The following is a 24,271-nucleotide window of genomic DNA, read 5'->3' on the forward strand; positions in this document are numbered from 1 at the left end:
GTGCGCCGGTCGGACCGGCAGCGGTGGTGCCTAGCGGCGCGAGCCGCGGCCGGCGACGCGCGTGTAGATGAACAGCACGATGACGGCACCGATGATCGAGCCGATGATGCCGGCGGGCTGGAAGAACCCGTCGTTGCCGTCGTGGTTGAAGATCAGGTAGCCGAGGAACCCGCCGACGAACGAGCCGACGATGCCCAGGACGATCGTCATGAGGATGCCGATGTTCTGCTTGCCGGGGATGATGAGCCGGGCGAGGGCGCCGGCGATGAGTCCGATGATGATCAAGCTGATGATGAGACCGAGCACGGTGTCCTCCTCGTGGGTGCGGTTGCCGCGGCATGGTTGCCGGAGTCAGGGCCGACCACCGATCTTGCCCGGTGCCCCTCAGCGTGTTGCCAGGTTCAGTCGAGCGAGCGCCGCAGCCAGCGCTCCACACCCTCGACGTGGGCCACCACGAGGGACTGCACGAGCTGCGGATCCCGACGCCGGATCGCCTCGACGATGGCGGCGTGCTCGTCGAGCGTGCGCTGCACCGAGCCGTTCTGCGTGAGGCCACGCCACACCCGCACCCGCACGGTCTTGCTCGACAGGGCGTCGAGCAGCCCGGACAGGTACTGGTTCCCGCCGATGCCCGCGATCGTGGAGTGGAACAGCAGGTCGTGGGCGACCAGGTCCTCGACGCCGGTGTCCTCGCCGACGGACTGCATCAGGGTGGCGAGCTCGTCGATCTGCTGCTCGGAGGCCCGTGCGGTCGCGAGCACGGCGGACGCCGGTTCGAGGATGCGGCGGACCTCGAGCAGGTCGACGAGCGACCGGTCGTGGTGCATGTCGACGACGAACGAGACCGCTTCGAGCAGGACCGCGGGCTCCAGCGAGGTCACGTAGGTGCCGTCGCCGCGTCGGACGTCGAGCACGCGGATGAGTTCGAGGGCCTTCACCGCCTCGCGCAGGCTGTTCCGCGACAGACCGAGCGACTCGCTCAGTTCCTTCTCGGGTGGGAGGCGCTGCCCGGGTTGGAGCTCGCCGCTCACGATCATCTGCTGGATGCGTGCGATCGCATCGTCGGTCAACGACGCCACGTCACCACCTCCTGGGGAGCCGGCCGCGTGCGCGACCGGACGTGCCGACGATACCGGTGTCGCGCCTCCGGACCGGAGCGGCGGAGCCGGTGCGCGACCATCAGGCCGGCCGCAGCCGGAGCGCCTGCATCCCGCCGTCGACCGCCAGGTCGACACCCGTCGTCGACCGGGCGAGCGGACTCGTCAGGTACGCGACCGCCTCGGCGACCTCGTCGGCCTGCACCAGGCGGCCGTGCGGCTGTCGCGCCTCGAGCGCTGCGCGTTCGGCGTCGGGGTCGTCGGCGGACGACAGCAGTCGTGCCACCCAGGGTGTGTCGGCGGTACCGGGGTTGACGGCGTTGACGCGGACGCCCTCGCGCAGGTGGTCCGCGGCCATCGCGCGGGTCAGGGCCGCGATCGCGCCCTTGGTGGCGGAGTAGAGCGCGCGCTGCGGGAGCCCGGCCGTGGCGGCGATCGAGCACGTGTTGACGATGCTCGCGTTGCCGGAGGAACGCAGGTGGGGGAGCGCCGCACGGGACACCCGGACGGTGCCGAGCACGTTGACCTCGTACACGCGGCGCCACTCGTCGTCGGGGTTGTCCTCGACGGTGCCCTGCGCGCCGATGCCGGCGTTGTTGACCAGCACGTCGAGGCCGCCGAGCCGGTCGACGGCGGTCGCGACGGCCGCGCGCACCGAGGCGTCGTCGCCCACGTCGCACGTGACGGAGACGACCCCGGCGGTGGTCGCGGGCTGCAGGTCGAGGGCGGCGACCGTGGCGCCGCGCTGCTGGAGGGCGGCGACGACCGCCGCTCCGATGCCCGACGCGCCGCCGGTGACGATGGCGCGGACGCCGGTGTGGCTGGCGGCGCGTGCGGTGGGGGCGTCCGTCGGGTCCGCTGCGCCGGGCGTACGGTCCGCGTCGGCTGCTCCGGTCATCAGGCAGCTCCGACGGTCTGGCGCTGTGATCCGAGGCCGTCGGCGGTGAGCTCGACCACGTCGCCCGGTCGCAGGTAGGGGGCGTGCCCGGCGAGGGCGACGCCCGCCGGGGTGCCGGTGCTGATGACGTCGCCCGGGTACAGCACCATGAACTGCGACAGGTACCGGACGATCTCGGCCGGCCGGAAGACCATGTCGGCGGTGGTGCCGTCCTGCCGGCGCTCGCCGTTGACGGTCAGGAGGAGCGGGATGGCGGCGGGGTCGACCTCGTCCGGGGTGACCAGCCACGGGCCGAGCGGATTGAAGGTCTCGCAGGACTTCCCCTTGTCCCACTGCTCGCCGCGTTCGAGCTGGAAGGCGCGCTCGGACACGTCGTTGGCGATGGCGTACCCGGCGATGCAGGCTGCTGCGTCCTCGTCGGTCGCGCAGTACCGGGCGGTGCGGCCGATGACCACGGCCAGCTCGATCTCCCAGTCGGTCTTGGTGCTGCCGCGGGGGATCAGCACCTGGTCGTCGGGGCCGATCACCGTCATCGGGTCCTTCATGAAGACGATCGGTTCGGTGGGGATCTCGGCACCGGTCTCGGCCGCGTGGTCGCGGTAGTTCAGGCCGATGCAGACGACCTTGCCGGGGCGGGCGACGGGTGCGCCGCGTCGGAGTCGGCCGGCGCGGTGTCCCTCGTCGCCGAGTCCCTCGTCGCCGTGTCGCTCGGCATCGTGTCCCTCGGCACCGTCGAGCACGGGCAGGTCGCCGGCCTCGCGGGCCTGCCGGACGAGCGCCGCCGGCCCCGGTTCGGACGCCAGGAACGCGCCCGTGATGTCGGTCGTGAGCCCCCGCAGGTCGAGGACCGCGCCGTCGGTGTCGATGGCAACGGGGACCTCGCTGCCCACCGGGCCGAGTCGTGCGAACTTCATCGTTCCTCGCTCTCCGGCCGCACCACTGCAGCCGCAGACATCCTATGTCTGCGGTGCTCCTGCGGCAAGGGATCGACCGCCCAGGTACACGCGCTGCGCGGTTCCGCCCAGGACGGCCTGCCGGTCGCTCGTGTCGAGGTCCGCCAGTGCTGTGGTGGTGCGGGCCAGCACGTCGTCGTACGGGGCGGCGAGGGTGGAGACCGGCCAGTCCGACCCGACCATCGAGCGATCCGGGCCGAAGTGCTCGACCACCGCGCGGGCGTACCGGTCGACGGGCCGGTCGCGCCAGTCCGGCCCGGCCTCGGTGAACAGGCCGGAGACCTTGCAGACGACGTTCGGCCGGGCAGCGAAATCGGTCATCCGGTCCGACCACCCGGGGTCGCCGTGGTCGACGTCGGGCTTGCCGGCGTGGTCGAGCACGAACGACGCCTCGGGCACGGCGTCGACCAGGGCGAGGGCTGCGCGGTGCTCACGGGCTCGGACGAGCAGGTCGAACACGAGTCCGGCCGCGGCGAGTGCCCGGACACCGCGGGCGACGTCGTCGCGGGCGAGCCAGTCCGGGTCCGGCTCGTCGTGCGCCTGGTGGCGGATGCCGACCAGCCGGTGGCCGCCGGGGAGCTCGGAGACCGCGGCGATCCGTTCGGTGACGTCCGGCGCGGTCAGGTCGACCCACCCGACCACACCGAGCACGGGGGCGGGCTGGGTGAGCAGCCACGCCGTCTCATCGGGATCGTGCACGGCCTGCACGACGATCGTGCCCGTCACGTCGGTACCCCCGGTGGCGGCGCGGAGGTCGTCCACGTCGAACCGGCGGCGGATCGGGGCGACCGAGTCGTCCATCCAGGGGTAGGGCCGGTCGGCAGGGTCCCACAGGTGGTGGTGAGCGTCGATGATCACGCGCTCATCATGCCCGATTCATCCGATGTCCGGCCGGGGCGGAGTGTCCGACGACTCTTCGCGCTGAGCGACACGTCACGGGCGGTCGCCGGCGTGACCTGTCGCGGGGCGCGAACGTTCGCCGCTCAGACCGCGCCGGAGGCCTCGAGCTCGGCGCGCAGCTCGGCGTCGGACGGCTCGACGAAGTGCTTGCCGTTCGGCAGCACCACGACGGGGATGTTCTTCCGCCCGCTGATCGCCTCGGCACGGTCGGCAGCGGACAGGTCCTGCTCGACGTCGACGTACTCGTAGTCCACGCCGAGGGTGTCGAGCAGCGCCTTGGACCGTCGGCAGTCGCGGCACCAGTCGGCACCGAACATGGTCACCTTGTCGAACGTCTGGGTCGTCGCATCGCTCATGCCCAGACCCTACGTCGGACGGCCCCGTCGTATTCCCTACGATTGACCCATGCCGCCAGCCCCTGACACCGAGACGCTGGCGTGGGCCTCGGCGGCCGTCCGGCGCTTCGCCGCCGCGACGAACCTGCTCGTCGCCGCCCGGCGGTTCCGCATCGTCGGTGGCGATCCACGTGACGCCGCGGCGCTCCGGCACCTGCTGACCGCGCTCGGTGCGCACGAGGCCGAGCCTCCCGGCCGCGCCGACCGCCCCGACCTCGTCGACCAGCTCTGGTGCCTCGGCACGCCGGAGGAGTCGACCCCCGCGGTCGAGGAGGCCGCCGACCGCCCCCGCGGCGCGACCCTGATCGTCGTCGACGCCGGCCGCCACCTGCCCGCCGTCGACGAGGACGCCTTCGGCCCCGTCGCACCCGCCCGCCCCGGGGTCCTCGCCGTCCCGGTGCTGTCCGACGACGTCTTCCTCGTCTCCACCGGCCGCGACCCCGAGGACGACCCCGCCGCCGAGGCCCGCCTGCGCTGGGCCCGCCGCTCGATGCCCGTGGCCCGCTCGGTCGCCGCCGAACTGCGCGACGGCGGACTCCTGCGCGGCACGCGCGTCGGCGTCGCGATGTTCCTCGAGCCGAAGACCGCCGTGCTGAGCCTGCTGCTCCGCGACGCCGGGGCCGAGGTCGTCGTCTACGCCCACGCCGACGAGACCGACGACGCCGTCGCCGACGCACTGCGGTCCGCGGGTCTGACGGTGTTCGCGAGCAGCACCGCGACGCTCCCCGAGCAGCAGCGGCTCGCCCTCGCGATGCTCGACACCCGGCCGCACATCCTGCTCGACGACGGGTCGCACGTCATCCGGCTCGCTCACCAGGAACGCCCGGACCTGCTACCGACGATGCTCGGTGCGGCCGAGGAGACCACGAGCGGCCTCCGCCCGCTGCGCACCATGGCGGCGCGTGGTGACCTCGGCATCCCGGTGGTCGCGGTGAACGACGCCCGCACCAAGACGTTCTTCGACAACCGGTACGGCACCGGGCAGTCGACGGTGTTCGCGGTGCTCGACCTGGTGGATGGGCTCACGTCCGGTGCACACCGGGTCGTCCCGGGAGGCTCGGCGGTGGTCGCCGGGTTCGGGCACGTCGGCGAGGGGGTCGCCCTGGTGCTCACCGCCCTCGGCTTCCGGGTGACCGTCGCCGACGTGGACCCCGTCCGCGCCCTGCAGGCGCGGTTCGCCGGGTACGCCGTGGCCCCGCTCGTCGAGGCGGTCCGAGACGCCGACCTCGTGATGAGCGCCACCGGGGTGCCGGACACCATCGACGTCGCGGTGCTCCGTGCCTGTGCGGACGGTGCCGTGGTCGCCGTCGCCGGCGGGGTCGACCAGGAGGTCGCCGTCGACGACGCCCTCGCTGCCGGGGCCGAACGCCGGCCCGTGGGGCCGAAGGCCGAGCGCTTCGTGTTCCCGGAGGCCGACGGCGGGCCGATCGTGCTCGACGGTGGCGGCTGCATCAACATCACCGCGGCCGAGGGCAACCCGGTCGAGATCATGGACCTGTCGTTCGCCGTGCAGCTCGGGGCCGTCCGGATGCTGCTCGAGCACGGCGACGAACTGGACCGTGCCGTCGTGCCGATCGACCCCGCGGTGGACGAGGTGACCGCCCGCGCGGCGCTCGCCGCCTTCGGGAGCCCAGCCGTTCCTCTCCCCACCGGCACGGCCGGGCTGCCGCTGGCGCGTCAGCCCGGAACCGGCGGCGTGGGCCCAGTCCGCCTTCCTGAGCAGCCTGCGGACCGCGAGCCGGACGTCCGGACGCACCGGTTCGGGGACCCGGCGTGAGCGCCGGGTCGCGCCCGGTCGTCGTGCACTCGGCGCGCGTCGTCGTGCCGATGACCGCACCCCCGATCGCCGACGGCGCGGTCGCCGTGCAGGACGGCCGCATCCTGCACGTGGGCGACCGCTCGTGGGTCGTCGACCAGCTGACCGCGTCGGGTGCACCGTTCACGGAGCGGCAGTGGCGCGGGGCGCTCCTGCCCGGGCTCGTGAACGCCCACTCGCACCTGCAGTACACCGGCATGTCCGGGGTCGGCCAGCGCCAGTACGACGGCTTCGAGGACTGGGCCGCCGCGTTCAACGTCGACTACGCCGAACCGCACGACTGGCGTGCCGAGGCCGCCGACGGCGCCCGCGCCTCGATCCTGGCCGGCGTGACGAGCATCGCCGACATCGTCACCGACATCGAGGCCTCGACCGCCCTGCAGGACGCCGGCCTGGGCGGCATCGCCTACTGGGAGGTGATGGACTGGGAGAACGACGCCTGGCAGACGCACGGTCGCGACCAGGTGCTCGACCAACTCGCCCGGATCCCGACCACGCCCGGTGCCGGCCTCTCGCCGCACGCGCCCTACTCGCTCGACGTCGCCCCGCTGCTCGAGCTGCCCGACATCGTCCGCCAACGCGGGCTCCGGCTGCACCTGCACCTGGGCGAGGCCGCGTTCGAGGGGGAACGCATCGCACTCGCTCCGGTGCCGGGCCTCGACGGCGTCGACGGGGTCGGACACACCAGCGACTGGCACCTGGCGAACGTGCCGTCGTTCCGGGCCATGCGAGCGCTCGGCTTCGGCGCCAGCGCGACCGCGTTCGTCGACCGCCTCGGCGTGCTCGGGCCGGACTGCCACATCGCGCACGGCGTCTACATGACCGCCGCCGACCGGGCGCTCCTGCGTGCCCGCGGCACCGCGGTGGCGCTCTGCCCCCGGTCGAACGCCGTCATCGGGCTCGACCCGCCGCCGGTCGCCGACTACCTGCGCGAGGGCAGCCCCATCGCGATCGGCACCGACTCGCTGTCGTCGTCGCCGTCCCTCGACCTGATGGCCGACGTCACCGCGCTGCACCGCATCGCGCGCGCCCAGGGCTACGGGCACCGCGACCTGCACGAGCGACTGCTCGCCGCGGCGACCCTCGGTGGTGCCCACGCGATGGGGCTCGCCGTCGGACCGGACCGCATCGGGCACCTCGCCGTGGGGGCCCGCGCGGACCTGGCCGTCTTCGACGTCGACGCCCGCACCGTGCCCGACGCGCTCGCCGAACTCGTCGAGGACGGCGCCGGTCGTGCGTCGGCGACCGTCATCCGCGGGATCGTCCGCGCCGTCGACGGAGCGCTGACCGGCGTGCCCACGTCATCGCCCGACCGCCCCCTCATCCCTGTGGAGGAATCATGACCGAGACCGCACCCCGCCCCGGCATGGCCGCCCGTCGCACCGTCGACGGCGAGCTGATCGAGTGGCTCGACGTGCCGAAGCGGGCGATCGCCCTCGGCATGGAGCCGCACCCCGAAGGCGGTTGGTACGTCCGCACCTGGACGTCGCCCGCCACGGTGACGACGCCCGCCGGGGACCGGCCCGCCGCCACCCTCATCCACTTCTTGCTGCCCCCGGGCGAGGCCTCGGCCTGGCACCGGGTCACGAGCGACGAGATCTGGATGTGGCACGGGCCGGACAGCGTCGAGCTGCAGCTCGGTGGCGACGGCGAGCAGCCCGAGCCCGGTGCGACGATCACGCTGGGCCCCGACGCCGGACGCGACCGGGTGAACGACGCGCAGGCGTTCGTGCGCGGTGGGGTGTGGCAGCGGACGATCCCGGGCGACGGCGAGGTGCTGCTGAGCTGCCTGGTGTCGCCGGGCTTCTCGTTCGACGACTTCACGATGGCCGACGCGGACGCCGACGGCACCGCGTAGCCCGCTGTCCCCGTTTCGCGCTGGTATCCCACCGCGAAGTACACTGCGACCTGCCCCCACCCCTCGCACGAAGGCACGACCGTGACCCGTTCCCTCCGCTTCACCCTCGCCGTCGCCTCCGCCGCGGTGGCCGCCCTGGCCCTGTCGGCGTGCTCCGCCGGCGGCAGCAGCAGCAACGCCGACGGCACCGTCACCGACGGCAAGCTCACGATCGCCACCGGGGACCCGGCGTACTCGCCGTGGATCGAGGACAACGACCCGGAGTCGGGCAAGGGCTTCGAGTCCGCGGTCGCCTACGCCGTCGCGAAGGAGATGGGCTACAGCCGGTCCGACGTGGTGTGGAAGCGCAGCACCTTCGACAGCGCCATCGCCCCCGGCCCGAAGGACTGGGACCTCAACGTCCAGCAGTTCTCGATCGACGCGAAGCGCAAGAAGGCCGTCGACATGTCGACCGCGTACTACACGACGACCCAGGCGGTCGTGACGACGTCCGGGTCGAAGGCCGCCGACGACACCACGATCGCCGCGCTGAAGCAGGACGCCATCGGCGTCGCGACCGGTTCGACGAGCATCGCGAGCGTCAAGGACGTCCTCGGCGTCACGCCGCAGGTGTTCAACTCCAACGACGACGCCGTGCTCGCACTCACGTCCGGGCAGATCGACGCGATCGTCACCGACCTGCCGACGGCCTTCTACATGGCCTCGGCCCAGGTCGACGACGGCACCGTGTCGGCGCAGTTCCCCCAGGACGGCGAGGGCGACCAGTTCGGCTTCGTCCTGCCGAAGGACTCCGAGCTGACGAGCAAGGTCGACACGGCCATCGCCTCGCTGCAGGACGCCGGCACCCTCGAGGACCTGCAGACCAAGTGGCTCTCCGCGGAGACCGACACCCCGATCCTGAAGTAGTCACATGACCGTGCCAGCAGGCGCCGGCACACCGGTGGCCGCTCCCGCGCCGAGCCAGGTCGAGCTCGAGCGTCGGCTCTACCGTCGGCAGCGCGGGCGGCGGTCCGTCGTCGTGTCGGTCGCGTCGACGCTCGTCGTGCTCGCGGTCGTGTACTTCGGCGTCGTGAACACCCCCGGCTGGGCCGCGGTCCAGCAGTCGTTCTTCGACCCGCAGACCGCGATCGACACGTTCCCGGACATCCTGCTGGGGCTGTGGCTGAACGTGCGGATCCTGTTCTTCAGCGCCATCGGGGTCGCCGTGTTCGGCACGCTGCTCGCGGTGGTGCGCGGTCTGCGCAACCCGGTGTTCTTCCCGCTGCGGATGCTCGCGACCGGCTACACGGACCTGTTCCGGGGACTGCCCCTGATCATCGTGCTGTACCTGGTCGGCTACGGCATCCCGGGCCTCGGGGTCTTCCCGCGCCTGCCCGCCGAGGTCTGGGGCACGATCGCGATCACCCTGACCTACTCGTCGTACATCGCCGAGGTGCTCCGCGCCGGCATGGAGGCCGTGCACCCCTCGCAGCGTCTGGCCGCCCGGTCGCTCGGGCTCTCGCACGCCAAGACCCTGCGGCTCGTCGTGCTGCCGCAGGCGATCCGCAAGGTCACGCCCGCCCTGATGAACGACTTCGTGTCGATGCAGAAGGACGTCGGTTTGGTGTCGATCCTCGGTGCCGTCGACGCGGTCCGGTCCGCCCAGATCGCGCAGGCGGAGACCTACAACTTCACCCCGTACTTCGTCGCGGGGCTGCTGTTCGTGCTCATCAGCCTGCCGCTGATCCGCGTGACGGACGCGATCGCGCGTCGTCAGCAGCGGCGTGAGCAGATCGGAGGGACCGTGTGAGCGAGCGATCCGAGGCGGGCGCGACCCGCGCCTCCCGTCCGGCCGACGGACTGGAGGGCCGTGGTGCGTCCGGTCCGGACGCTGCGGTCCTCGAACTGCGCGGCCTGCGCAAGGCCTTCGGCGAGCACGAGGTCCTGCGCGGGATCGACCTGACGGTCCACCGCCACGAGGTCATCTGCGTCATCGGGGCATCGGGATCGGGCAAGTCGACGCTGCTCAAGACGGTGAACCTGCTCGAGGGCATCGACGACGGCGAGATCCTGCTGCAGGGCACGGACATCGCCGACCCGCGCATCCCGGTCGACGCGGTACGGGCACGCATCGGCGTGGTGTTCCAGCAGTTCAACCTGTTCCCGCACATGAGCGTGCTCGACAACGTCACGCTCGCCTCCCGCCAGGTGCACGGCATCGCACGAACCCAGGCCGAGGACACCGCGCGCCGGCTGCTCGACCGGATCGGCCTCGCGTCGTTCGCCGGTGCCTACCCCGACCGGCTGTCCGGCGGCCAGCAGCAGCGTGTCGCCATCGTCCGGGCGATCGCGTCGGACCCGGAGCTCCTGCTGCTCGACGAGGTCACGAGCGCGCTCGACCCGCAGCTCGTGGGCGAGGTGCTCGACCTGGTCACCGAGCTGAAGCGGCAGGGGTCGACGATCCTGATGACCACGCACGAGATGCACTTCGCGCGGAACGTGGCCGACCGGATCGTGTTCCTGCACCGCGGCGAGGTCGTCGAGCAGGGCAGCCCCGCCGACGTCCTCGACACACCGCAGCACCCCGCGCTCGTCGAGTTCCTGTCCCGCGTGCACGCCTAGGGCGTCAGCAGCACCTTGCCGACGACCTCGCCGTCGCGGACCCGGCGGTGGGCCTCCTCGGCCTGGGCGAGCGGCAGCACGGCGTCGACCACCGGGCGCACGCTGCCGTCGGCCACGAAGGGCCAGACGTGCTCGCGGACCGCGGCGACGATGGCGGCCTTCTCGTCCACCGGACGGGCGCGCAGCGTCGTGCCGCTGATGGTGGCGCGCTTGCGCATGAGCGCACCGAAGTCGAGTTCCGCGGTGGAGCCGCTGCCGGCAGCGATCACGGCGATGTGGCCGTTCGGGGCGAGGGCCTGCAGGTTCCGCTCCAGGTAGGACGGACCGACGACGTCGAGGACGACGTCTGCCCCGACGCCGCCGGTGGCCGCGAGCACCCGTTCGACGAAGTCCTCGGTGCGGTGGTCGATCACCTCGTCGGCGCCGAGGTCGCGCGAGGCCCGGACCTTCCGCTCGCCGCCGCTCGTCGCGATGACGGTCGCGCCCAGGGCCTTCGCCCACAGCACCGCGTGGGAGCCCATGCCGCCGGTGCCGCCGTGCACCAGCAGCGTCTGCCCGGGACGGAGCCCGGCGAGCATGCCGATGTTCGAGTAGACCGTGCAGGCCGCCTCGGGCAGTCCGGCCGCCTCGACCAGGTCGACGGCGTCGGGGACGGGCAGGACCTGGGTCGCGGGGGCCACGACGAGCGAGGCGTACCCGCCTCCGGACAGCAGGGCGCACACGCGGTCACCGACGGCGAACCCGGTGACGCCGTCGCCGAGCGCCGCGACCGTGCCGGACACCTCGAGCCCGAGGATCTCGGAGGCACCGGGCGGCGGCGGGTAGTTCCCCGCCCGCTGCTGCAGGTCCGCGTTGTTCACGCCGGCCGCGGCGACCTCGATGAGCACCTCGCCCGCGGCGGGCGTCGGGTCGGGCAGGTCGGTCACGGACATGGTGGAGTCGTCGAACGTGATGGCGCGCATCCCTCGACGGTACGCCCGGCGGCCGGTCATCCGGTGAGCGACCCATGTACGCTCGGCGACGGATCTGCACCTCATCCGGGGGAGTGCGGACAGATCGAGGGGACCCTCCACCATGCCCAAGAAGTTCATCGCGCTCGCCACCGCCGGGCTCGCACTCACGCTGCTCGCCGGGTGCTCGACCGGGCCGTCGAAGGCCGAGCAGTGCGAGCAGTTCGAGAAGACCGTCAAGACCGCCGCCGAGGGCGTGCAGTCCGAGGCGACCAAGCTGCAGTCCGACCCGGACGCCGCCGTCACCAAGCTCAAGGAGCTCGACGGCAAGATCTCGGACGGCGTCGACGACCTGTCCGACGAGGCCCTGCAGGACAAGGGCGAGGCGTTCGAGGAGGCCTACGGCGACCTCGTCGACGACATCGAGGACATCGCCGACGACCCGCAGTCGGCGGACGTCTCGGGTCTGACGAAGTCGAGCACCAAGGTGCAGGACGCCGGGAACGCGTTCCAGAAGGAGTGCAACTCCTGATGCGTCGCACCATCACCGCCGTCACGACCGCGCTCGTGGCCGTGACGCTGCTGGCCGGCTGCTCGGGCGGTGGCGCGTCCGGCGACGACACCGCCCGGTCGTCCAGCGCACCGTCGGCGACGAAGACCGCCGAGGCGGCCCCGGCCCAGACCAAGACCGAGGCCTGCACGTTCCTGGAGGACGAACTCGCGTCGTTCCTCAAGGAGCAGGGCTCGTCGTCGGCGCCCGCCGAGCCGGCCGCCCGCGCCGAGCTCATCGGCGAGTTCACCGACCGGCTCGACGCCGCGCTGCCGAAGGTCACGAACGAGCAGGTGCACGACACGTTCGAGGACTTCACCGGTGCCGCGAAGGACTACGCCTCCGCCGTGCGCGCCAGCGGGTCGACCGACGACACCGCCGTGCAGGACGCACAGGCCGACGTGGAGAAGACGCTCGACCGCGTCTCGACGGTCTGCCCCGCGAAGGGCTGAGCGACCCGCACCCGTCCGGGCAGGACGACGACGCCCCGCCGCTCCCATCGGAGCTGCGGGGCGTCGTCGTCCCGGCCGGTCGGGCCGGTCGTCGGTCGGGTCAGTCGTCGGCCGCGCGGGCCGCGTCGAGACGGGCGACGTCGTCCGGGCCGAGCTTGATGGTCGGGGCCGTCGCCGAGTCGAGGATGGACTGCGGGCGCGACGCACCGGGGATCGGCACGACCACGTCGCTCTTCTGCAGCTCCCACGCGAGGGCGATCACCTGCGGGGTGACGCCGCGGTCACGGGCGATGTACGCGAAGTCCTCGAACGCCGTGCCGAGGTCGGCCGCGCTGCCGATGCCGCCGAGCGGGCTCCACGGCAGGAACGCGATGCCGAGCTCGTCGCACAGTTCGAGCTCCGGTTCGCTCGACCGGAACTTCGGCGAGTACTGGTTCTGCACCGATGCCAGGCGTCCGCCGAGCACCTCGTTCGCGGTGCGGATCTGGTCCGGGTCGGCGTTCGAGATGCCGGCCATGCGGATGACGCCCTCGTCGAGCAGCTCCGCGAGCGCCCCGACCGAGTCGGCGTAGGGCACCGCGGGGTCCGGACGGTGGAACTGGTACAACCCGATCGACTCGACGCCGAGCCGCTTCGCCGAGGCCTTCGCGGCCTCCTTCAGGTACTCCGGGTGGCCGTTCTGCGTCCAGCCGCCCGCCTCGGGGCGCAGGTGACCGCCCTTCGTGGCGATGAGCACGGCCGAGGTGTCGTCGTGGTACTCCCGCACGGCACGGGCGATGAGCTCCTCGTTGTGCCCGACCTCGTCGGCACCGCCCACGTGGTACGCGTCGGCGGTGTCGATGAGCGTGACGCCCGCTTCGAGCGCCGCGTGGATGGTCGCGATGGCCTGTCGTTCGTCGGGCCGGCCCTCGATCGACATGGGCATGCCGCCCAGTCCGATGGCGCCGACCGACACGTCTCCGATGACTCGTTGCTTCATCGGCCCAGCATGCGCCGCGGGCACGGACGCACGCTCAGGCGGGGTCGGCCGGGCTCAGGCGCTGGCCGCCGACACCGACGAGGACGACCCGGCGCCGCTGTCGACGGCGTCGGCGAACACGACGCCACCCCAGGCGATGACGACGATCGCGAGCACGAAGCCGATCGCGGCGATCCACCACGACGGCTTCCGACGGATCCACGCACCGATCGACAGCACGATCGTCGCGGCCCCGAGCACGAACGCACCCCCGACCGCGATGGCCGCACCGCCGATCGCCCCGCCGGGGGTGCACCCGGCCTCGGCGTCGCACGAGGCGGTGACCGACGCGACCGCGACGATGCCGACCACCGCGGTGACGACCGTCATCACGGCGCCGAACACCAGCAGCAGCACCGTGGAGATCCGGTCGGCGAGCTTCGCCGGCGGGAACAGCGTGGTGCCGCCGCGCTCCCACTCGGCGCGCTGCGCGTCGGAGGGACCGGGGGAGGACTGCGGCGGGCGGCCGGGGACGTTGGACCAGGTCATGGGTGCAGTCCTACCGCGCCTCGACCCCGAACGCCTGTGCGAGGCGCTGGATCTTCTGGGCCCGGCCCAGGCGCGGCAGGTCGGAACCGTCGCGGATGACCCCGCCGCGCGCGTCGAAGTCGTCGAGGAAGTCCTGCGCCCAGGCCACGTCGGTCGGCGTGGGCGAGATGACCTCGTTGATCACCGGCAGCTGCTCGGTGTCCAGGCAGAGCTTGCCGGTCAGGCCGAGCGACACCGCCACCTGCGACTGCTCGCGCAGGATGGGGTGCGACGAGCCCACCGTCGGGCCGTCGATCGGGCCGGGCAGGTCGCCCACGCGCGAGGCGACGACGAGCCTCGACCGCGGGTACGCCATCGCCAGGGTGTCCGCGCTCGTGCCGGTGTCGCGGCGGTAGTCCCCGGAGCCGAAGGCCAGGCGGAACGCACCCTGCGCCTTCGCGATGGAGACCGACTCCTCGATGCCCACCGCGGACTCGACCAGGGCGATCACGGGGGTCTGCCCGCCCAGCCGGTGCCAGGTGTCGGTGACCTGCGCGGGGGACTCGGTCTTCGCGAGCATGACGCCCTGCAGGCCCGGCAGGCCGCGGAGCTCCTCGACGTCTTCGGCCCAGAAGTCGGTGGTGACGTCGTTGATCCGGACCCAGGCCTCGCCGCCGCCGGCCAGCCACGCGGCGACCCCTTGTCGGGCGGAGGGCTTCGCGGCCGGGTCGACGGCGTCCTCGATGTCCAGGATGATCTGGTCGGCACGGGACCGCTGCGACTTCTCGAAGCGGTCGGTCGCGGTGCCGGAGACGAGCAACCAGGAGCGCGAGATCTCGGCGGGGACCGATCGACGCCGGTTCGGCGTGGGGGCGGACGGTGTGGTGCGGTCGTCGATGGCCATGCCCCGTTGGTACCACATCGGACGCGACGCGCGCCGTCTGCACGCGGAAACCCCGAAACCTCGGTTCATTGCCAGAGACGCCGTCCGGTTCCGCCTACAGTGTCGGATGTGTGGCGAGCGGACAGGGCGACCGACGGTGAGGACGACGTGAACGACGACGTCCCCGTCGAGGGTGCCCAGGAGCACGCCGACGACGACCAGGGGGACCAGGACGACCGACGGGGACAGCAGGAAGAGCGCGCCGTGACGGACGAACCGGACCGGACCCTGCGACCCGAGCTGCAGCTCACGAGCCCGCAGGCGATCAGCCTGGGCGATCCGCGCCTCCAGGCCGGCAACGCGGCGGAGCCGACGTGGGACGGCTGGCGCACCCAGCTGACCGGGGTCGGCGGCACCAGCCCGCTCACGCACTTCAGCGACCACCCGCGGGCCCGCATCGAGCTGTCCACCACGCACCCCGGCGGCCTCGCGCAGTTCATCACCGGCAAGACGACCCTGCTGTCCAGCCTGATCCGCGACGAGGTGGCGCTCCGCGCCGCCCGCGTGGCCGCCGGACACGTCGAGGCGAAGGGCACCGAGCTCGCCACCGTGCGCGGGATCGACGCCGTGAAGCTCGGCATCGGCATGGCCGACTGGCAGCACGGCGACGAGCAGTTCCGCGGCCCGGTGCTCCTGCGCCCCCTGGCGATCCGCCGGCACGGCCGCGACTTCGAGGTCCGGCTGCTCGGCGAGCCGGTGCTCAACCCGGGCCTCGCCGACGCGCTGCACGAGCAGTTCGGGGTCATCCTCGACGCGCAGTCCTTCGTGGCGCTCGCGCAGCAGGACGGCTCCTTCACGCCGAACCCGGTCATCGACCGCCTGCGCGGCCTGACCGCGCACATCCCGGGATTCTCGGTGTACGCACGCCTCGTGGTGTCCACCTTCGCCGAGGTCGCGACCGGCATGGTCGAGGACACCGGCGACCTGTCGCACCCCGTGCTCGACGCCCTGGCCGGCAACCCGAGCGCGAAGTGGCAGGTCGAGCAGTCGTACCACCCGGTCGAGCAGACCCCGTCGGACGAGCGCAGCCCCGAGACCGACACGCTGCTGCTCGACGCCGACGACGAGCAGGAGAACGTGATCGCGCAGATCGCGGCCGGCAACTCCATCGTCGTGAAGACCCTGCCGGGCACGGGCGGCACGCAGACCATCGTGAACGCCCTCGGCGGACTCGTCGCCGCGAACAAGCGCGTGCTCGTCGTCAGCCCGCGCCGCGCGACCCTCCGTGGGATCGCCGCCCGCTTCGGCGAGGTCCAGCTGCCCGGCGTCGCGGTGACGCCGTCGACCCTGCGCCGTGACGTCGTCCGGGCCATCGCCCGCAACGAGAAGGCCGCGCGACCGAACCTGCGCGAGGTCGACGACGCCCTCGTCCGTCTCCGCAAGGTGCTCACCGACTACCGCGGCTCGCTCACCCGCAAGGACGCCGACTTCGGCGTCTCGGTGCTCGACTGCCTGGTCGAGCTCTCGCGGCTGTCCCTGCTGCCGGTGCCGCCGTCGACGACCGCACGCCTGTCACGCACCTCGGTGGCGAGCATGGTCGAGGGTCGCTCCCGCGTCGCCGAGACCATGGTCAGCGCCGCCAACCTCGGTGAGTTCCGCTACGGCCCCGACGACTCGCCCTGGTACGGCGCGAAGTTCTCGTCGAGCGACGGCGCCCAGCGCGCCCACCGCATCGCGAAGGACCTGGACGCCGACGGCCTGCCCACGCTGCTCCGCCGCGCTCACGACCTGGTGGCGACGACCCACATGCGGCAGTTCACGACGATCAACGAGCTCGGCATCTACCTGCGTCTGCTCACCGAGATCCGGGACACGCTCGACCGGTTCCTGCCGGTGGTGTTCGACCGCTCGGTGTCCGAGCTCGTGGCCGCCACCGCACCCCGCGGCGAGGGCGCCCCGATGTCGTCGACGAACCGCCGCCGGCTCAAGAAGCTCGCCCGCGAGTACGTCCGCCCGGGCGTGCACGTCTCCGACCTGCACGAGGCCCTGACCCGCGTGCAGCAGCAGCGCGTGCTGTGGCAGCGCTACGTCGCCGCCGGCGTGAACCCCGAGGTGCCCACCGGCATCGCGGACGTGCAGGTGCTGTTCTCGAACGTCGCCGAGGACCTCGCGCGCCTGGACGAACCGCTGGGCCGCACCGACCGCGACCGCCAGCTCGCCAACACGCCCGTCGACCAGCTCGTGCCGACCGTCGCCGAGCTCGCCGCCGAGTCCGACGTCCTGCACAACCTGCAGGAGCGCACCGAGCTCATGCAGACGCTCCGCGACCTGCAGCTCGAGCCGCTCATCACCGACCTGGCGAACCGGCACGTGCCGGACGTGCAGGTGCCCGCCGAACTCGAACTCGCCTGGTGGCAGTCCGCGCTCGAGACGATGCTCGAGTCCGACCGCGCCCTGCTCGGCGCCAACACGGACATGCTCGACCGGGTCGAGGCCGACTTCCGCCTGGTCGACGACGCCCACGCCGCCGGCGTCTCGCAGGGGCTGGCGTGGCAGCTCGCCGAGAACTGGAAGGTCGGTCTCGTCGACTGGCCGGACGAGGCGACGGCGCTCAAGACGCAGCTGCGCGAGGGTGCGATCACCTCACGGCTGCTGCAGGACTCGGCGCCACACCTGTCCCGGTCGATCGCACCGGTCTGGCTCGCGAGCCCGTACGAGGTCTCGCAGATCGCCGACACCATGCCGTTCGACACCGTGATCCTGGTGGACGCCGGTGCCGTGACGATCGCCGAGACCGTCGGCGCCGTCCGTCGAGCCCGGCAGACCGTCGTGTTCGGTGACCCGGTCACGCAGACCCCGTCGCCGTTCCGCATCGCGGTCGACCCCGAGCACCGCGCCCTGCAGGTCGACGAGGGCACGCTCGACGCGTTCCACGCCGACTCCGCACTGGCCAAGCTGTCGACGCTGCTGCCGACCCTGTCGCTCACGCGCTCGTACCGCGCCGGCGGCGAGGACCTGGCCGAGCTCGTCAACCGTCGCTTCTACGGCGGCCGGATCGAGTCGCTGCCCTGGGCCGGTTCGTTCCTGGGCCACGGCTCGATCGCGCTCGACTACGTCAGCGACGGCAAGGCCGTGCCCGACCCCGAGTCCGGTGCGGTGGAGAGCGTCGACGCCGAGGTGGACCGCGTGGTCCGGCTCGTCCTCGACCACGCCCGCACCCGTCCGACCGAGTCCCTCATGGTCATCACCGCGTCGGCGAAGCACGCCGTCCGCGTCGAGCAGGCCGTGCTCACCGCCGCCCAGGGCCACAAGGACCTGACCGAGTTCGTCATCGGCGACCGCGCCGAGCCGTTCATCGTGGCGACGCTCGAGCAGTCGGTGGCGCAGAGCCGCGACCGCGTCGTGTTCTCCATCGGCTACGGCCGGACCCCGCACGGCCGTGTGCTGCGCGACTTCGGTCCGCTCGGCAAGCCCGGCGGTGAGCGGCTGCTCGCGGTCGCCATGACGCGCGCGCGCCGGTCGATGGTCATCGTGACCTGCTTCCAGCCGTCGGACATCGAGGCCGAGCGGATGGGTCACGGCACCGTCGCCCTCGCCGAGATCCTGGCCGAGGTGCGTGCGCGCACGACGGCCGAGTACGTGCCGGACGACTCCGACCCGCTGCTCGTCGACCTGGCCCGGCGCCTCGAGATGCGCGGCATCCCGGTCGCGCTCGGCCACCGCGGCAAGCTCGGCCTGGTCGCCGCGCACGGCGGGGTCTGCGTGACGATCGAGACCGACGCGTCGCTGGTGAAGGGCTCGCTGCGGGAGTCGCTGCGCCTGCGCCCCGAGGTGCTCCGCCGACTCGGCTGGCACTACGTGCGCGTGCACGCGTTCCAGCTGTTCTCCGACCCGGACCGCGTCGCGAACACCGTCGCCGCCGTGCTCGGTGTCGACCGCGGGGCCACGCAGGAGATCTCGATCCCCCCGATCCCCGCACGCCGGTGACCACGCAGGATCTCGATCCCCGCGTGCCCGTCATCGGCCCCGCACGCCGGTGACCACGCAGGATCTCGATCCCCGCGTGCCCGTCATCGGCCCCGCACGCCGGTGACGGCCCGGCCGAGCCGCCGGGCCTCGCGGCCCGCCGGTCCGGTGACGCCGGAGACCGACCAGCTGGTGGGGTCGTGGACGCGGGCCGACGACGCGTCGTCAGCCGCGCCTCCCGTTCGCCCCACCGCTGACGGAGGCGAGACGGACACCCCGTCGGGAGGCCCGGTGCGGCGCCGCAGGCGCGTCACCACCCAGCCGGTGGCGGGCTACGACCCGGCACCGCCGCCGGAACCGGCGCGGCACCGCGACGGCGAGAACGACGACCAGCTCCGGCGCGACGTCCCCCCGCACTGGTAACCGGTAGCCTGACCCCTGATGACTGACACCGCGCGGCAGCGCCCCGACTGGCAGACCTGGCCGAACCTGATCTCGCTGATCCGGCTGCTGCTGATCCCGGTGTTCGTGTGGCTCGTCGTCGCCGGCCACCCGGGCTGGGCGCTCGTGACGCTCGTCGTCATCGGCGTGAGCGACTGGGCGGACGGCTTCATCGCACGCCGGTTCGACCAAGGGTCGAAGCTCGGCAAGGCGATCGACCCCGTGGCGGACCGCCTGGCGATCATCGCGACCGTGCTGTCCCTGGTGCTCGTCGGGCTGCTGCCATGGTGGGTCGTCGCCGTCGTGGTGCTGGTCGACCTGGTGCTCGTGGTCCTGTCGAGCGTGCTGTTCCACGGCAACCCGGACCTCGACGTCACGTGGACGGGCAAGATCCGCTCGGCCCTGCTGTTCGTCGGGCTGCCGGTGCTGCTGTTCTCGGCGGTGCACACCGTCGACGAGAACGCGCCGTGGGTCCGGGTCGTGGCCCTGGTGTTCGTGTACCTCGGCACCGTGGGGCACGTGCTCGCGGGTGTGCAGTACGCGGTGGCGATGTTCGCGAAGCGCCGCGCCGCCCCCGTCGCGCGCTGACGCTGGCGGCGCTGCCGCCGCTGCCGCTGCCGCCTCTGTCGCCGGCTGCGGTCGGTGGCACATGATCGCGCCCCCGAACGGGCATCGCGCCCCGAAGAGTCGGGGCGCGATGACCGTGGCAGGGCGCGATCACGGCGCCGTCGCCGGGGACGACGCGGCTAGAGCTTCGTCGAGCCGCCGATGCCGGGGCCCTCGGGCGCGGTCGACGGGGCGATGTGCGCACCCGTACCGGTCCCCGTGCTGCCGGCGCTCTGCGGCCGGAGCAGGTCGCGGATCTCGAGCAGCACCTCGACGTCGGTGGGCGGGACGTCCTGCGGGGTCTGCTGCTCGTCGTTCTTGACCCGCTCGAACGCCGCCTTCTTCAGGTGGTTGACGGGCACGACGAGCGCGAAGTACACGACGGCCGCGACGATGACGAAGTTCAGCACGGCACCGATGATCGCGCCGAACAGGATCTCGGCGTTCCCGCCGGACACCGTGGGGATCTTCACGATGAGGGCCCGATCCAGGCTCGACGCGTTGAACACGGCGCCGATGAGCGGGTTGATCAGCGCGTTGACGATCGTGGTGACGATCGCGGTGAACGCCGCACCGATGACGACGGCGACCGCCAGGTCGATGACGTTGCCGCGGAGCAGGAACTCCTTGAAGCCCTTCATGCAGGGACTCCTTCCGGGTCGAGGACGGCCGCCGGGTGGCGACGCGCCCAACCTATCCGGGGAGCGCAGCCCTCGTCAGGACGCTGCGGGCTTCGGCGTGCTCGGCTTCGACTCGGTCTTCGCGGGCGTCGACGCGGACGACTTCGCGTCGGACGACGATGCCGAAGCGGACGACGACGAGCCCTCGGCCTTCGGCGTCGCGCGGGAGTCGGTGCGGTAGAAGCCGCCGCCGTTGAACGTCACGCCGACGGGGGAGAACACCTTCCGCAGCGCGCCGCCGCACACCGGGCACTCCGTCAGGGTGGCGTCGGAGAACGACTGCTTGATGTCGAACGCGTTGTCGCACTCGGTGCAACGGTACGAGTAGGTGGGCACGTCAGCTCCGGAACGTGATGATGCGTGACGGCGTGATGATGCCGTCGACGGGTTCGTCGTGGGGTTCGCGCGGGACCTCGTCGAGGTACTCCGCGTCGAAGATCACAGCATAGACGGGCGGCCGGTTCGCCATGGACCCGAGGGTCTTGTCGTAGTAGCCGCGGCCCCAGCCCATCCGCACGCCGTCGTGTCCGACCGCTGCGGCGGGGGTCAGGATGGCGTCGACACCGTTGATCGCCAGGGGGGACAGCACCTCGCCGACGACCTCGGGCAGGCCGAGCAGGCTCTCCGTCTCCGAGGTTCCGTCGCCGACCGCCCAGTCCAGCAGTCCGTCCTCGCGGGTGATCGGCAGCAGGACACGGATGCCCCGCTCGAACGCCCAGTTCACAAACGGCCGCACGTTCGGTTCGTCCGACGCCGACAGGTACAGCGCGATCGACTCGACCTGCCGCTCCTCGGCGAAGCGCTGCAGGGTCTCGGTGAGCGCGAGCGTGTCCGCGTCGCGTTCGGTCGTGGTCCGGGTGCGCCGCCGCTGCCGGAGTTCGGCTCGCAGGGCGCGCTTCTCGTTCCCGAGATCGGCGGTCATGCGCAGGAGTCTACCGAGGCTCGCATTGCGGCTTCCCGCCGGGAACCGCGCCGAACGCGTGTCCCCAGGAGCGATGACATGCCCTGGAAAGGGGGATCGGATACGGTCTGAGCATGGGCTTCCAGATTTCGAAGGCGGTGATCCCGGCCGCTGGCCTGGGCACCCGCTTCCTCCCCGCGACCAAGGCGATGCCGAAGGAGATGCTCCCCGTCGTCGACAAGCCGGCCATCCAGTACGTGGTGGAAGAGGCAGTCGGTGCCGGGCTCACCGACGTGCTGATGATCACCGGGCGCAACAAGAACGCGCTCGAGAACCACTTCGACCACGTGTCGGAACTCGAGGAGACCCTCAAGAAGAAGGGCGACCACGAGAAGCTGCAGAAGGTGAACCAGTCGACGGACCTCGCCGACATGCACTACGTGCGCCAGGGCGACCCGCTCGGCCTCGGTCACGCCGTGCTCCGCGCCAAGATGCACGTCGGCCGCGAGCCGTTCGCCGTGCTCCTGGGTGACGACATCATCGACGCCCGCGACCCGCTGCTCCAGCGCATGATCGAGGTCCAGGGCGAGAAGAACGCGACCATCGTGGCCCTCCTCGAGGTCCCCGAGTCGCAGACCCACCTGTACGGCATCGCCACGGTCGAGCAGACCGACACCGACGACGTCGTGAAGATCACCGGTCTCGTCGAGAAGCCGGCGCAGGGCGAGGCGCCCTCGAACCTGGCCATCATCGGCCGGTACGTCATCCGTCCCGAGGTCTTCGACGTCCTCGAGAAGCAGGAGCCGGGCAAGGGCGGCGAGATCCAGCTGACCGACGCGCTCATGAAGATGGCGAGCGCCGAGGAGTGGACCGGCGGCGTGTACGGCGTCGTCTTCCGTGGACGCCGGTACGACACCGGTGACAAGCTGGACTACATCAAGGCGATCGTGCAGCTCGCCTCGGACCGCGACGACCTCGGCCCCGACCTCAAGTCGTGGCTCAAGGAGTTCAACGCGGGCGAATAGTCGGCCATCCCGCTCGGGTTCGGTGCACCCGGACCCGGGCGGGACTCCCCGCCCCGCACAGCGGCGGGACCCCGGAGGAAGCAAGCGATGACGACGATCCCGACCCTGTCCCACGGGCGGGTCACCATCCGCCCCCTCCGGCTCCGCGACACCCGCGACCTCGACGCGGCGCTCGCGACCAACCGCTCGTGGCTCCGCACCTGGGAGGCCACGAACCCCTCCGGGCATGCCTCCACCGACGTCCGCGGCAGCATCCGCGCGCTCCAGGCCAACGCCCGCGCGGGTCTCGGTCTGCCGTTCGCGATGGAGCTCGACGGCCGCTTCGTCGGCCAGCTCAACGTCTCCGGCATCACCTACGGCTCACTCGCGAGCGCGTCCATCGGCTACTGGGTGGTCGAGGGCGCCGCCGGGCACAACGTCACCCCGATCTCGGTCGCCCTCGCCGTCGACCACTGCTTCCGGTCGCTCGGCGTGCACCGGATCGAGATCTGCATCCGACCCGAGAACGCCCCGAGCCTGCGCGTCGTCGAGAAGCTCGGCTTCCGGTACGAGGGGCTGCGCCGCCGGTACATCCACATCAACGGCGACTGGCGCGACCACTTCTGCTTCGCCCTCGTCGCCGAGGAGGTCCGCGAGGGCGTGCTCGACCGCTGGGTGCAGGGCCGCGTACCGCCCGGGGTCGGTTCGGTCCCGCGCAGTGCGCGCGACGAGGCGTCGCTGCCGATCCACACGACACCGCGGCTCTGACGGGAGGCCCGGGGCACGTCCCACGGATTCCGCCGCGACACGCGCAACACGCGTCCGGCAATCACGCGACAGGGAAGTGCCCGCCCCTACCGTGTTCGCATGGCAGGTATCGGCTCGTGGGGTGGCGGCATCGTCCTGCTCGTCGCGGCCGTGCTCTGGCTCGTCTACCTGATGCCGTCGTGGGCCGCCCGTCGCCAGTACCTCGCCACCGAGCGGAACGCGATCCGGTTGCAGCAGACCCTGCGGATCCTCGCGCAGACGGCCGAGCTGCCCGACGAGGTCCGCGTCGAGCTCAACGCGAAGTCCCTGGCCGAGGCGCAGCGCGTCGCCCGGTCCGAAGAGGCGAAGCGCACCGCGATCGTCCGCGCGCACGAGGCCGCTCGCCAGCGGGAGATCACCCGTCGCCTCGCCGAGCAGGCGCCCGTGCTCGAGCGGGCGTCCTCGGTACCCGCACTGACCGCGATGCGGATGCGCCGGTCCCGGCTCGGAGCGACCCTGTTCGGCACCCTCGGTGTCGTCGTCGCGCTCGTCACCTTCGTCGTGGCACCGTCGCTCTGGCTCATCGGCGTCGCGGGCCTGGTCGCCGCGGGGGGATCCGCAGCGGTCCTCGCGCAGCTGCACCAGGTGGCGACGGCGCGGAAGCAGCGGATCGCGGCGTCCGAGGCGGGCGCGAGCCGCGCCTCCCGGCCGACGACCACCTGGACGGATCCGGCCCCGCCGCTCTCCACCGACCAGCCCGCCGCACCGACGGCGGACCGCACCTGGACGCCGAACCGCGTGCCGAAGCCGCTGTACGTCGAGCGCCCCACGGCACCGGCCGCCTCGCCGGAGTCGTCCGCAGAGCTCGCCGCCCGTCTGAAGGAGCGCGTCGCCGCCGCCAAGGCCGAGGCCGAGGCCGAAGCGGCAGCCATCCGTGCGGGGGAGTCCGACCCGTCGCTGGCGCGCGTGTCCCGGATGCGGCCCGAGCTCGAGGAGGCCGCCGCGTCGCTGTCCGCGCACGACCAGGGGCGCCTGGCCGAGCGGCTCGGGCTCCGGGCTCCGGCGGCTCCGGCGGCGCCGACCGCCG

26 protein-coding genes are annotated in these 24,271 nt (G+C 72.4%); 13 read left to right on the top strand and 13 right to left on the bottom strand.

Annotated elements, in window-relative coordinates:
- Positions 1-30: 30 nt before the first annotated feature.
- The 6 genes from LEL83_RS13035 to LEL83_RS13060 all read right to left on the bottom strand — a co-directional run bounded on the left by LEL83_RS13035 (position 31) and on the right by LEL83_RS13060 (position 4,204).
- Complete coding sequence (locus LEL83_RS13035; RefSeq protein ID WP_056071734.1) at positions 31-306, bottom strand: GlsB/YeaQ/YmgE family stress response membrane protein; 276 nt, start codon at positions 304-306, stop codon at positions 31-33.
- A gap of 95 nt (positions 307-401) precedes the next feature.
- The gene (locus tag LEL83_RS13040; RefSeq protein WP_198656818.1) at positions 402-1,079 is read right to left on the bottom strand and encodes a FadR/GntR family transcriptional regulator; all 678 of its coding nucleotides are present in this window, start codon (positions 1,077-1,079) and stop codon (positions 402-404) included.
- A gap of 100 nt (positions 1,080-1,179) precedes the next feature.
- Positions 1,180-1,995 (bottom strand): SDR family NAD(P)-dependent oxidoreductase, encoded by an 816-nt coding sequence (locus LEL83_RS13045; protein WP_225559133.1) that lies wholly within the window; start codon positions 1,993-1,995, stop codon positions 1,180-1,182.
- Positions 1,995-2,909 carry a fumarylacetoacetate hydrolase family protein gene (locus LEL83_RS13050; protein ID WP_225559134.1) on the bottom strand — a complete coding sequence of 305 codons (915 nt, stop codon included), beginning with the start codon at positions 2,907-2,909 and terminating at the stop codon, positions 1,995-1,997. Before LEL83_RS13050 ends, LEL83_RS13045 begins: the two co-directional genes overlap by 1 nt.
- A gap of 42 nt (positions 2,910-2,951) precedes the next feature.
- Entirely contained in the window at positions 2,952-3,806 is an 855-nt protein-coding gene (locus tag LEL83_RS13055; protein ID WP_225559135.1) for an amidohydrolase family protein, read from the bottom strand.
- Positions 3,807-3,931: 125 nt separating this feature from the next.
- Positions 3,932-4,204: a glutaredoxin family protein gene (locus tag LEL83_RS13060; protein ID WP_225559136.1), complete on the bottom strand. Its 273-nt coding sequence runs from the start codon at positions 4,202-4,204 to the stop codon at positions 3,932-3,934.
- A gap of 49 nt (positions 4,205-4,253) precedes the next feature.
- On the opposite strand from LEL83_RS13060, the gene LEL83_RS13065 reads away from it, so the two are divergent.
- The 6 genes from LEL83_RS13065 to LEL83_RS13090 all read left to right on the top strand — a co-directional run bounded on the left by LEL83_RS13065 (position 4,254) and on the right by LEL83_RS13090 (position 10,518).
- Complete coding sequence (locus LEL83_RS13065) at positions 4,254-6,020, top strand: adenosylhomocysteinase (RefSeq protein WP_225559137.1); 1,767 nt, start codon at positions 4,254-4,256, stop codon at positions 6,018-6,020.
- Positions 6,017-7,402: an amidohydrolase family protein gene (locus tag LEL83_RS13070; protein WP_225559138.1), complete on the top strand. Its 1,386-nt coding sequence runs from the start codon at positions 6,017-6,019 to the stop codon at positions 7,400-7,402. Before LEL83_RS13065 ends, LEL83_RS13070 begins: the two co-directional genes overlap by 4 nt.
- Positions 7,399-7,917: a cupin domain-containing protein gene (locus LEL83_RS13075; protein WP_225559139.1), complete on the top strand. Its 519-nt coding sequence runs from the start codon at positions 7,399-7,401 to the stop codon at positions 7,915-7,917. Before LEL83_RS13070 ends, LEL83_RS13075 begins: the two co-directional genes overlap by 4 nt.
- Positions 7,918-7,998: 81 nt before the next feature.
- Positions 7,999-8,823: an ABC transporter substrate-binding protein gene (locus LEL83_RS13080; protein ID WP_225559140.1), complete on the top strand. Its 825-nt coding sequence runs from the start codon at positions 7,999-8,001 to the stop codon at positions 8,821-8,823.
- A gap of 4 nt (positions 8,824-8,827) precedes the next feature.
- A complete protein-coding gene (locus LEL83_RS13085; RefSeq protein WP_225559141.1) occupies positions 8,828-9,706 on the top strand; it encodes an amino acid ABC transporter permease in 879 nt (292 codons plus the stop codon).
- Positions 9,707-9,756: 50 nt separating this feature from the next.
- Positions 9,757-10,518: an amino acid ABC transporter ATP-binding protein gene (locus LEL83_RS13090; RefSeq protein ID WP_225559152.1), complete on the top strand. Its 762-nt coding sequence runs from the start codon at positions 9,757-9,759 to the stop codon at positions 10,516-10,518.
- Here LEL83_RS13090 and LEL83_RS13095 read toward each other — a convergent pair.
- The gene (locus LEL83_RS13095; RefSeq protein ID WP_225559142.1) at positions 10,515-11,480 is read right to left on the bottom strand and encodes an NAD(P)H-quinone oxidoreductase; all 966 of its coding nucleotides are present in this window, start codon (positions 11,478-11,480) and stop codon (positions 10,515-10,517) included. The genes LEL83_RS13090 and LEL83_RS13095 overlap by 4 nt on opposite strands.
- 112 nt (positions 11,481-11,592) lie before the next feature.
- Here LEL83_RS13095 and LEL83_RS13100 point away from each other — a divergent pair, with 112 nt between their 5' ends.
- Together LEL83_RS13100 and LEL83_RS13105 are read left to right on the top strand one after the other, a co-directional pair.
- Complete coding sequence (locus LEL83_RS13100; RefSeq protein WP_198656809.1) at positions 11,593-12,000, top strand: hypothetical protein; 408 nt, start codon at positions 11,593-11,595, stop codon at positions 11,998-12,000.
- Positions 12,000-12,470, top strand: a complete 471-nt coding sequence (locus LEL83_RS13105) for a hypothetical protein (protein ID WP_225559143.1) — start codon at positions 12,000-12,002, stop codon at positions 12,468-12,470. The genes LEL83_RS13100 and LEL83_RS13105 overlap by 1 nt, the downstream gene beginning before the upstream one ends.
- Before the next feature lie 100 nt (positions 12,471-12,570).
- On the opposite strand, the gene LEL83_RS13110 is transcribed toward LEL83_RS13105, so the two are convergent.
- From LEL83_RS13110 to LEL83_RS13120, 3 genes are read right to left on the bottom strand one after another with little or no spacing between them, the layout of a single operon-like run.
- Positions 12,571-13,449, bottom strand: coding sequence for an aldo/keto reductase (locus LEL83_RS13110; protein ID WP_225559144.1), 879 nt, complete (start codon positions 13,447-13,449; stop codon positions 12,571-12,573).
- 54 nt (positions 13,450-13,503) lie between these two features.
- Positions 13,504-13,977 (bottom strand): DUF6264 family protein, encoded by a 474-nt coding sequence (locus tag LEL83_RS13115; protein WP_372454459.1) that lies wholly within the window; start codon positions 13,975-13,977, stop codon positions 13,504-13,506.
- 10 nt (positions 13,978-13,987) lie between these two features.
- A complete protein-coding gene (locus LEL83_RS13120) occupies positions 13,988-14,860 on the bottom strand; it encodes an HpcH/HpaI aldolase/citrate lyase family protein (RefSeq protein ID WP_225559145.1) in 873 nt (290 codons plus the stop codon).
- Positions 14,861-14,968: 108 nt separating this feature from the next.
- Here LEL83_RS13120 and LEL83_RS13125 point away from each other — a divergent pair, with 108 nt between their 5' ends.
- Positions 14,969-18,826, top strand: a complete 3,858-nt coding sequence (locus LEL83_RS13125) for an AAA family ATPase (RefSeq protein WP_372454460.1) — start codon at positions 14,969-14,971, stop codon at positions 18,824-18,826.
- A gap of 420 nt (positions 18,827-19,246) precedes the next feature.
- A complete protein-coding gene (locus LEL83_RS13130; protein ID WP_225559146.1) occupies positions 19,247-19,834 on the top strand; it encodes a CDP-alcohol phosphatidyltransferase family protein in 588 nt (195 codons plus the stop codon).
- Positions 19,835-19,992: 158 nt separating this feature from the next.
- Here LEL83_RS13130 and mscL read toward each other — a convergent pair whose 3' ends face one another.
- The 3 genes from mscL to LEL83_RS13145 form a co-directional block, all read right to left on the bottom strand.
- Complete coding sequence (gene mscL / locus LEL83_RS13135) at positions 19,993-20,493, bottom strand: large conductance mechanosensitive channel protein MscL (protein ID WP_225559147.1); 501 nt, start codon at positions 20,491-20,493, stop codon at positions 19,993-19,995.
- 75 nt (positions 20,494-20,568) lie between these two features.
- Positions 20,569-20,868 carry an FmdB family zinc ribbon protein gene (locus LEL83_RS13140; protein WP_225559148.1) on the bottom strand — a complete coding sequence of 100 codons (300 nt, stop codon included), beginning with the start codon at positions 20,866-20,868 and terminating at the stop codon, positions 20,569-20,571.
- Position 20,869: 1 nt separating this feature from the next.
- Entirely contained in the window at positions 20,870-21,454 is a 585-nt protein-coding gene (locus LEL83_RS13145) for a 5-formyltetrahydrofolate cyclo-ligase (protein ID WP_225559149.1), read from the bottom strand.
- Positions 21,455-21,567: 113 nt separating this feature from the next.
- Between LEL83_RS13145 and galU the strand changes: the two genes are divergently transcribed.
- The 3 genes from galU to LEL83_RS13160 all read left to right on the top strand — a co-directional run.
- Positions 21,568-22,458 carry a UTP--glucose-1-phosphate uridylyltransferase GalU gene (gene galU / locus LEL83_RS13150; protein ID WP_198656799.1) on the top strand — a complete coding sequence of 297 codons (891 nt, stop codon included), beginning with the start codon at positions 21,568-21,570 and terminating at the stop codon, positions 22,456-22,458.
- Between the two features lie 87 nt (positions 22,459-22,545).
- Positions 22,546-23,205 (top strand): GNAT family N-acetyltransferase, encoded by a 660-nt coding sequence (locus tag LEL83_RS13155; RefSeq protein WP_225559150.1) that lies wholly within the window; start codon positions 22,546-22,548, stop codon positions 23,203-23,205.
- A 99-nt stretch (positions 23,206-23,304) separates the two neighbouring features.
- The coding region (locus tag LEL83_RS13160) for a hypothetical protein (protein WP_225559151.1) at positions 23,305-24,271 on the top strand (967 nt) is incomplete at its 3' end.

Origin of the sequence: Curtobacterium oceanosedimentum (assembly GCF_020297365.1) — a bacterium.
GTDB lineage: Bacteria > Actinomycetota > Actinomycetes > Actinomycetales > Microbacteriaceae > Curtobacterium.